11 protein-coding genes are annotated in these 9,378 nt (G+C 41.8%); all 11 read left to right on the top strand.

All coding sequences use genetic code 11. The features are described from left to right. Positions 1 to 330: 330 nt before the first annotated feature. The 11 genes from ADG03_RS11730 to ADG03_RS01600 all read left to right on the top strand — a co-directional run bounded on the left by ADG03_RS11730 (position 331) and on the right by ADG03_RS01600 (position 9,336). Positions 331 to 471 carry a hypothetical protein gene (locus tag ADG03_RS11730; protein ID WP_003001697.1) on the top strand — a complete coding sequence of 47 codons (141 nt, stop codon included), beginning with the start codon at positions 331 to 333 and terminating at the stop codon, positions 469 to 471. Beyond that, on the top strand, positions 468 to 1,172 hold the full coding sequence (locus tag ADG03_RS01555) for an ATP-binding cassette domain-containing protein (protein WP_049471799.1): 705 nt from the start codon (positions 468 to 470) through the stop codon (positions 1,170 to 1,172). The genes ADG03_RS11730 and ADG03_RS01555 overlap by 4 nt, the downstream gene beginning before the upstream one ends. Before the next feature lie 3 nt (positions 1,173 to 1,175). Beyond that, positions 1,176 to 2,273 (top strand): hypothetical protein, encoded by a 1,098-nt coding sequence (locus ADG03_RS01560; RefSeq protein ID WP_049471800.1) that lies wholly within the window; start codon positions 1,176 to 1,178, stop codon positions 2,271 to 2,273. Between the two features lie 84 nt (positions 2,274 to 2,357). Then, the gene (locus ADG03_RS01565; RefSeq protein WP_003016342.1) at positions 2,358 to 2,762 is read left to right on the top strand and encodes a PaaI family thioesterase; all 405 of its coding nucleotides are present in this window, start codon (positions 2,358 to 2,360) and stop codon (positions 2,760 to 2,762) included. Then, a complete protein-coding gene (locus ADG03_RS01570) occupies positions 2,737 to 3,489 on the top strand; it encodes an HAD family hydrolase (protein ID WP_049471801.1) in 753 nt (250 codons plus the stop codon). The genes ADG03_RS01565 and ADG03_RS01570 overlap by 26 nt, the downstream gene beginning before the upstream one ends. 128 nt (positions 3,490 to 3,617) lie before the next feature. After that, positions 3,618 to 3,953: a zinc ribbon domain-containing protein YjdM gene (locus tag ADG03_RS01575; protein ID WP_049471802.1), complete on the top strand. Its 336-nt coding sequence runs from the start codon at positions 3,618 to 3,620 to the stop codon at positions 3,951 to 3,953. Between the two features lie 44 nt (positions 3,954 to 3,997). Beyond that, positions 3,998 to 4,636 (top strand): Pr6Pr family membrane protein, encoded by a 639-nt coding sequence (locus tag ADG03_RS01580; RefSeq protein WP_049471803.1) that lies wholly within the window; start codon positions 3,998 to 4,000, stop codon positions 4,634 to 4,636. Positions 4,637 to 4,895: 259 nt separating this feature from the next. After that, positions 4,896 to 5,414: a bifunctional pyr operon transcriptional regulator/uracil phosphoribosyltransferase PyrR gene (gene pyrR / locus ADG03_RS01585; protein WP_003001719.1), complete on the top strand. Its 519-nt coding sequence runs from the start codon at positions 4,896 to 4,898 to the stop codon at positions 5,412 to 5,414. A 46-nt stretch (positions 5,415 to 5,460) separates the two neighbouring features. Further along, a complete protein-coding gene (locus ADG03_RS01590; protein WP_049471804.1) occupies positions 5,461 to 6,384 on the top strand; it encodes an aspartate carbamoyltransferase catalytic subunit in 924 nt (307 codons plus the stop codon). A 124-nt stretch (positions 6,385 to 6,508) separates the two neighbouring features. Further along, positions 6,509 to 7,600 carry a carbamoyl phosphate synthase small subunit gene (locus tag ADG03_RS01595; protein WP_049471805.1) on the top strand — a complete coding sequence of 364 codons (1,092 nt, stop codon included), beginning with the start codon at positions 6,509 to 6,511 and terminating at the stop codon, positions 7,598 to 7,600. Further along, the gene (locus ADG03_RS01600; protein WP_049471806.1) at positions 7,597 to 9,336 is read left to right on the top strand and encodes an ATP-binding protein; all 1,740 of its coding nucleotides are present in this window, start codon (positions 7,597 to 7,599) and stop codon (positions 9,334 to 9,336) included. Before ADG03_RS01595 ends, ADG03_RS01600 begins: the two co-directional genes overlap by 4 nt. Positions 9,337 to 9,378: the final 42 nt, after the last annotated feature.

The raw sequence follows: 9,378 nt of genomic DNA on the forward strand, positions 1-9,378 counted from the left end.
GACGACGAAATCGAATTCTAACGAATTACCGATTTCTGTCCCACTCTCATTTTTCTCACGGTGGAAAGTTTCAGTGTATGTCTGAATGAGACCGAAACTTTAGTTCATTCTCATTTTTTCAGAATTATTTGAATTGTTTGATGTAAAAATAGATTGTTTACATTCTAAGAGCTAGAAATATCTAGTTCTTTTTTTCTCTCAAAGATAAAATGTTGCCTAAAGCACTGAGAATATTCCATTCGTGCTTGAATCTGCTCAGAAAAAGTACTATAGTATAAGCATAAAATACAATTGTAATCTTTCATACTGTGAATAGAAAGAAGGCAAGATATGAAATTACAATTTAGAATCCTTATAGGAATTTGCTTCTTGATCGGTGCCTTAGTCTTTGCCTTTCAAAAGGAATGGCTATACGCTTTGCTGTTGCTTTTGGTTGGAGCTTCTTACCTTTATAAAGGAGTGCGTCGATGAAGAGTGAGTGTTTAAACATCAGGGGGCTAAACGTTTGGTATAAAAAAGACAAGCCCGTTATAAAAGACACGAATTTGCTTGTACCCAATCATTCTGTAGTGGGGTTGATTGGTCGAAATGGAGCTGGGAAGACAACCTTGCTAAAAGCTTTAAGTAGTGTCTTTGATCATCGGCAGTATGCAGTTGAGACTGTTACCATAGAAGACAAGGCGACCTCTTTTCATACGAATTTCTATAAGAGCCGTACCTATACAGTTTTTACTGAAAACAATAGTTTTTTAAACTGGGATTTTGTTCATTATTTTAATTTTGTCTGTCGTTTGTATCATCGAAAGAGAGATGAAACGTTATTGCAGGACCTGATCTCAGGCTTTCATTTTGAAGAGTTTCTCAACACAGACATTGGTAGTTTGTCAACGGGAAATAAGAAGAAAGTCTTCTTGATCACAGCTTTTTATCTCAAACCTACCCTCCTTATTTTGGACGAACCATTTGATGGCCTTGATTTTGATGCGACAGAATTTCTATATGGTTTGCTATTGCAGTATAAAGAAGAAGGCTCTATTCTGATGAGTTCGCATATCGCAGAGAGTATCGTTCGGGTCTGTGATACAGCTTATTATATTGAAGATGGTCACCTAGACGCGATTGAATCGAATTTAGAAGATTGGTTTCATGACGTCAATCGTCAGAGGGGGTAGAACATGCTACTAGCAATTTTTAGAGATGTGGTATCCAAAAATCGGCTCTTCTTGTTCTTGACTTCCTTAGCCTTTGCTCTTTATTACTATCTTGTTGGGGCAAAATTTTCTACGAGCTTTCAAGTCTTGTTGATCAGTACGGCTATTGTTACTGCTCTATCAACCTTTCAATTGCTGTATTCCTACTTTTCGATGGACAGGGTCCAGGCCTACTACCAGCTTCCTTTGTCTCTCAATCGTTTTAAAGGGTCTTTTCTGACGGTAACCTTTCTTCTCAATTTACTAGAGCGCGTGCTGTTATTGATCCTCTTTTTAGGAGTCAGGTTAGACCTGCTACAATCCTTTAAGCTGGTCCTCCTTTCTTTACTGGTGGTATTGAGTGTGTTTTATATCTTTATCCAGTTCAATACCAGGCCAAGTCTTCTAGGAGGAGTGCTCATTTTTGTAACGACTGTTCTTACAGCATCTTCTTTATGGATTCAACAAGTGTCCTATATGATCTTACTTTCAGCCTTCGTTACTATCTTTATTTTTAAAAATGACGACTTAATCGCGATTTCAAAAAATGATCAGTTGCTTGTCGCAAAGAGAAAAAGTGGCAATTATTTTTGGATTTCCTTATTTCAAGAGCGCTATTTTTCCATCAATTTTGTCTTTACTCTCATCTTCCTCCTTCTCATTCTGATACAGGATTATGAGGCTCCTTTAAAAATCATCATCCTTTTAACGATTGCTTCTGTCAATACGCCATTAACCACTCTCATTTCCGCTGATAAAGATTTGATCGATCATGTTAAGTCTCTTCCTAAGAGTCGGTTCTTTTACTTGATGTATTACCGTGTATTGCTGACTTATTTCCTATTTGTCAATCTATTTGTTGCTCTGTTATTAAAAATGGTGGTTATGCCTGACTTGGGGATCCTATTTTTACTAGGAGTGATGATTCTAGCAGTAGTGGAAGCTGTTTTGCACTTACTGATTGAAATCTATTTCCCTTTAAGAAAATGGAATTTAAAGAGAGAATGTTGGAAGCACCCAAGAAAATATATTGTGCCTAGTATCGTCTTCTTACTTAGTTGGAGTCTCCTCTTCTGCTTCTAAGGAATTGCTCCTTTGCTTGTATCTGCTTCTTAATTGTAGTATGATAGAGGAGTTGAAAAGATGCTAGAAAAGGTGGCAAGTAATATGAAAGATTTTCACTTTGATGCAATTGCTGCATTTGAAAATTACGAAATCGAAAAGATGAGAGATGGCCATGTGGTGGTGACAACCAAGGTCGTGGAATCATCGCTCAATTATTATGGAAATGCGCATGGAGGCTATCTCTTTACCCTGTGTGACCAAGTCAGTGGTTTGGTCGTGGTTTCTCAAGGTGTCGATGGGGTGACCTTGCAATCCTCCATCAATTACTTGAAAGCAGGACGTCTGGGTGATGTCCTGACCATCCATGGCGAATGTGTCCACAGTGGACGGACGACTCGAGTTGTGGATGTCGATATTACTAATCAAGACGGGGCCAATGTCTGCAAGGCAACCTTTACGATGTTTGTTACGGGAGTGAGAGATGAATCCGCACAAGTACGCATTTAAAAACTATATTTTTGATTTTTATGGAACCTTGGTCGACATCGAAACGGATGAGTCGAGTCCCATTTTATGGGATACTATGGCACAGATCTACCAATCCTACGGGGCAAGCTACACAGGAGAAGGTCTTCGCCTGCGTTATGGAGAGTTGGTGCAACAAGCCGAAGAAGACTTGGCTAAGGAAAAACAAGTTGCCTACCCAGAGATTGATCTAACGGTCATCTTTGTGCAATTGTATTTAGAAAGTCATCCAAGTGGAAATAGTGTTGCCCACCTCAAAGAGTGGGGACGTTTGATTGCGCGGACTTTCCGTGTCCTTTCTCGCAAGCGGTTGGAGCTTTATCCTCATACGAAAGAAGTATTAGAGGATATGAAAGCCGAAGGCTGCCGGATCTTTCTCTTATCCAATGCCCAAGCAGATTTTACAAATCCGGAGATTGATTTGGTTGGCTTGAGAGAGCTTTTCCATGCCATTTACTTGTCATCTGATGCAGGTATTCGCAAACCTCAGCCAGAGTTTCTCTTGGAAGTGATGAAAGAACACCAGTTGAACCCTGAGAAAACGGTCATGGTGGGGAATGACTTTACAACAGATGTCGCTGTTGCCCAAGGTATCGGGATGGAGAGTATCTTGATCAATACCTTCCCATACTCTGATGCTGAACTGCGCGAGAAGAATCAAGCAGGCGTGCGCGTGATTCGAGATATTCAAGAATTGCAGGAAGATTAAAAAATATCATCCAAGTAGGGAGGCCAAGTCGCCTCCTTTTTTCATGAAAATGCTACAGTCGAGCAGGATTTGTCAAATTTTCGCTTTCATGGTATACTATGAAAGTTAATTTGAATAAGGAGATAAAAATGAATAACTTACCAAACTGTCCAAAATGTAACTCTAAATACGTCTATGAAGATGGAGCGCTCTTGGTGTGTCCAGAGTGTGCGTATGAATGGAACCCAGCTGAGGTCGAAGAAGAAGAGGGTGTCGTAGCGATTGACGCCAACGGAAACAAATTGGCTGATGGCGATACAGTGACCTTGATCAAAGATTTGAAAGTGAAGGGTGCACCGAAAGATTTGAAACAAGGTACGCGCGTGAAAAATATCCGTATCGTGGAAGGAGACCACAACATCGATTGTAAGATTGATGGCTTTGGTGCAATGAAACTCAAATCAGAATTTGTGAAGAAGATCTAAAGAAAAGAAGAAGGGCCTAGTCCCTTTTCTTTCAGGAGAATACTATGAAATTCAAACTATTATTTAGCTATCGTTTTCTATTGTTTATCTTAAGTGTGCTCGGTGTTTATCTGCAACTGACCAAGCATGGTGGCTTTGGCATGATGCTCTATTACACCATTTTATCTAACATGTTGGTCATGTTCTTTATGGGAGACATGGTTTGGCGCATGGTTCGAGGTCGTTCGACCCAGACTCAGGGCTACCTTCGTATGAAAGGCGCAGTTACCATGTCCATTATGATTACCTGTGTCATCTACCACTTTATGTTGGCGCCTATTGCGACACCAGAGAAGTTTTATCGTTTGGAAAACTTCCTCTGTCATTACATCGTTCCTTTGATGTTCTTCTTTGATACCCTAGTGATTGATAAAGCCAAGCAATACCGTAAGCTCGATCCTTTCTTTTGGACCTTGATTCCACTGGCTTACATGCTCTTTGCTCTTCTCAATGGTTTGGTCTTGAAGTGGCCAATTCCAGGTGCAAAAGATAGTCCCTTTGCCTATTTCTTTATCAATGTTAATAAATACGGCTGGGCCTTTGTTGGCAAATGGGTGGTGATCATTTTTATCGCCTATCTCTTGGCTGGCTATGTGCTCTATGGGATCAAAAATATTAAGCGAAAATCGGCTGTTTCTGAGTAAAAGCCGAACGTTATTCGGACGAAAAGAAATATTTTTAAATTTTTTTGAAAAATGTTGAGTTTTTTCTTGCATGTCGTTTGAAACTGTGATATAGTTATCTCAATTAAATAAATCCTTTAATCCTGTCCCGTGAGGCAGGCAAGGAGACTGTGAAAAACAATGGCTAGGACCATAGAGCGAGACTCTATCCTCTTAGACCATTCATTTGCTGAACCTCCTTGAAAAAGGAGGTTTTTCTTTTACAACTAAGGAGGACTGAATGAAAACCAAAGAAGTCGTTGATGATTTGACGATGAAACGGGCCATTACCCGCATCACCTACGAAATCATTGAACGAAACAAAGATTTGAGCCAGATTGTGCTGGTGGGGATCAAGACGCGTGGTGTTTACATCGCTCGCCGGATCCAAGAACGCCTCTCTCAGCTGGAACAAATCGATGTCCCTGTAGCAGAACTAGATACCAAGCCTTTCCGAGATGACATGAAGGCGACAGAAGATACAACGGTTTTACCAGTTGATATCGCTCATAGAGAAGTCATTTTGATCGATGATGTCCTCTATACAGGTCGCACGATACGCGCTGCCATTGACAATTTGGTCAGTCACGGTCGTCCTGCTCGAGTGAGTCTTGCGGTTCTAGTTGACCGTGGGCATCGGGAGTTGCCGATTCGTCCGGACTTTGTTGGGAAAAATATCCCGACAAGTAAGTCAGAGGAAATCATTGTCGAGATGGTGGAGCTAGACGGCCAAGACCGCGTCCTCATCAAAGAAGCTTAAACAAATTGTAAACTATTTGCATTCACATTATAAAAGGAGAATCAACATGTCTGAAAATCAAATCGCTCTTAAAAACCTTGTCTCAATGGAAACTCTTACCAATGAAGAAGTAATGGCATTGATCAAACGTGGGATTGAGTTCAAAAACGGAGCAAAAGCAGCCTACGAAGACCAACACATCATCTCAAACCTTTTCTTTGAACCTTCAACTCGTACCCACAAAGCCTTTGAAGTGGCAGAGTTGAAATTGGGATGTGATCTCCTTGACTTTGATGTGAAGACAAGCTCTGTGAACAAAGGGGAAACACTTTACGATACCATCTTGACCATGTCAGCTCTTGGTGTAGATGTCTGCGTCATCCGTCACCCTGAAGTGGACTACTACAAAGAATTGGTTGAAAGCCCAACGATCACTGCATCTATCGTCAATGGTGGGGACGGTTCAGGTCAACACCCAAGCCAAAGCTTGCTTGATTTGATGACCATCTACCAAGAATTCGGTCACTTTGATGGTTTGAAAGTTTGTATCGCTGGGGATTTGGATCACTCACGTGTGGCAAAATCAAATATGCAAATCTTGAAACGTTTGGGAGCAACCCTCTACTTTGCAGGTCCAGACGAATGGAGAAGTGCGGAATTTGAAGACTATGGAACCTTCGTCACTATCGATGAAGTCATTGAAGAAGTAGATGTGATGATGTTCTTGCGTGTGCAACACGAACGTCATGATTACGAATCACTCTTCTCTAAAGAAAACTACCACCGTCTTCATGGCTTGACTCAAGAACGTTATGACCGTATGAAAGATACAGCGATCTTGATGCACCCAGCACCAGTCAATCGTGACGTTGAAATTGCGGACCACTTGGTAGAAGCTCCTAAATCACGCATCGTACAACAAATGACCAACGGTGTCTTTGTCCGTATGGCCATCATTGAAGCCGTCCTTAAAGGTCGCGGTGCAAAATAAGATAACTGACAATTCATTGAAAGGAAAGAAAGAGGACAGAGTAGAGAGCTACATGGAATCTGACTTTCCTTTTTTTGAGGAACTATGATAAAATTGGACTAGTGTAAAAGAAGGGAGGGGTTCGATGAAACGATTATTGGTCCTAGAGGATGGGACTGTATTTGAAGGGGAAGCCTTTGGTGCAGACCTATATGTGACTGGTGAATTGGTCTTTATGACAGCCATGACAGGCTATCAAGAATTGATCACGGATCAGGCTTTTAGTGGCCAGATACTCTCTTTTACCTTTCCAGTTATTGGCGCAACAGGGATCAATCGAGATGATTCTGAATCGATTACGCCCACCTGTTTGGCAGTAGTCGTTCAGCATCTAGTGGAGATGCCAAGCAATTGGCGGCAACAGATGACCTTGGATGAATTCTTGAAGCGAAAAAAAATCCCTGGTATTGTAGGGATTGATACGAGACAGGTGGCAAAAATTGTCCGCAAGTATGGACGGATGAAGGCGACTGTCATTAACAAGGGGGATTCGATCGACCATATCCTGGATCAGTTGCGGGCAACAGTGCTTCCCAAAGACCAAGTGCGTCAAGTCTCGACAAAAACAGCCTATGCTGTACCAGGTTTTGGTAAGAGTATTGCCTTGATTGATCTAGGGGTCAAGCACTCTGTCCTACGCCAGCTAAGTCAAAGGGACTGTAATGTCACGGTCTATCCCTATGATATCTCTTATGATGAACTTTTGGAACAGCAGCCCGATGGCGTTATTTTATCCAGTGGGCCTGGGGATCCCCATCAGGTGAAAAAACTCTGTCGCTTGATCAAAAAGCTCAATGGTCAGATTCCAATCTGGGGCATGGGCTTGGGAGCACAGCTGCTGGCTCAAGCTTACGGGGCTGAACTAGCTCCCATGGAAGTTGGGCATTTCGGTTTAAATATTCCTGTGCGTGAAATTGCGACAGGAAAAATCGAGATAACCAGTCAAAATCACTTGTATAGTATCGCTCGCGATAGCCTACCCCATGATTTATTGGTCACGCATGAAAACGTCAATGACCATAGTATTGAAGCTTTTCGTCATCGTTACCAACCGATTTTAGGGGTTCAATTCCAAGTGGATGCTAGTCCAGGGCCAAGGGAAAATCTCTATTTTTACGATGAATTTTTAGAATTAATTGATGCCAAAATTCACGAAAGTAGAAGGGAGAAGGAATGATGAAAGAAAACCAGAAATTGCTTCTCCTATGTGGAGATTCTTATCAGGATATTAGCCTCTTGGCTGCGGTAAAGGAAGCACAAAAACTTAATGCCAAGGATGGGAATGTTCTTGTCCTTTATCTGGGCGAAGAAAATACTATCACACAAGAAGCTGGAGAACAGGTTGTAGTCAGTAAGCTTAAGCTGGATGCTCTTAGGACGATTCTTCTTTCTTATACTCGATCTCGCTTGCTCCTAACCTTTGCGGATAAACAGATTTTGAACCTCTTGTTTCGATTGGAAGAAACTGGATTTTTCAAAGAAGTATCGATTAGGATTGTGGGACCGAGCCTTCAACGTTACCGGACCTTTTATCAGCAGGCGGATCAACGACGCCTCTTTCAAGAGTTGGGCTACCAGGTACCCGCTTCCGCACTGGTTGGTTCTGTTCGAGAAGCCATTGAGTTTTCTGAAGGCATTCAATTTCCCATTATGATCTGGCCGGTAGCGAGTAAGCAAGGGCAGGGGCGAAAGATTGCTCATAATCTAGATGATTTGTGCGAAGCAGTAGAAACGGGACTTTCGGTCTCTCCAAGTCAGCAGTGTTTGCTAGAGTTTTCGACCTATGGCTTTAAGGAATTGGATTTTGTAGTCATGCGCGATCGCGAAGACAATCACTATCTGGCGGCCTCTATTGAAAGCATTGATCCTGTCGGGATCCACTCTAGTGACTCTTATCAATTTATGCCAGCGGTCACCCTGACAGACCGGGAGTTTCAAAATCTTCGTGAAGCAGCGATCCACATCAGTCGCTATTTGAAGCTGACAGGAGCCATTTCGATCAAGTTTGCTTTGGATCCGACGAGCTATGCTTTTTATATCCTAGAAGTTAATCCATTTGCTTCAGACAGTATCTCAATGGCCTCTATGGGCTTGGGCTATTCCTTGTTTGAGCAAGGAGTACAGTTGCAATTAGGGCGGTCTCTCGAGCATTTGCCTCATCCCCTATTAAAAGATCTAAAGGCTGTTTACGAACCGAGTTTGGACTATATCTTCTTTAAGATCCCGATTTTTTCTGATGCTGCTAAAAATGCCCGTCTCAATACCCAAATTCACTCTTATGGGGCAGTTTATGGATTTGGGAAGAGAATCGATGAGGCTTATCAACAAGCCCTAGAAACCATTAAAGATAAGAACTTGCTGACCATCCTTCCTGAGGAAATGAGCGATGATGAATTAATCCAGAAAATTGCTCGTCATATGCCACACCGGCTCTTCTATATCTTAGAAGCTTTGAAACGTGGTTTTGAGTTTGAGGAACTCTTGGATTTGAGTAAATTAGCACCTGTTTATTTGCAGGTTTTGGCTAATCTAGTGGAGTTAGAAAAAGGAGCAGAAGTTGCAACAAGCCCAGCCTTTCTTCCGGTTGAGCCATCAGCTGGCTTATATGAGGTCAAAGCGGGAGCAGCCTATTATCTGACCCAGAATGGGACCAATGAATCATTGGGTTTGGACGCTGCTTGTGTCTTGGTGGATGATCTAGAAATCTGTGATGAGCGTTTTTACCAAAAGGTGAGAAAGCAGGTGAAAGAGCTGAAAGAAAAAGGACAACAGGTGATCTTACTCACGAATCGTCCTTTTACAGAATCATTGGCAGATAAAGTCTATTATCTTCCTATCAATGAGACAAGCCTTCACCTGATTCAGACCATTGATCAGGTCAAAGATTTGATCTATCTTTCTAACATAAAATAAAGAGAGTGGGACAGAAATCGGTAATTCGTTAGAATTCGATTT

Origin of the sequence: Streptococcus parasanguinis (assembly GCF_001069785.1) — a bacterium.
Classification (GTDB): domain Bacteria; phylum Bacillota; class Bacilli; order Lactobacillales; family Streptococcaceae; genus Streptococcus; species Streptococcus parasanguinis_T.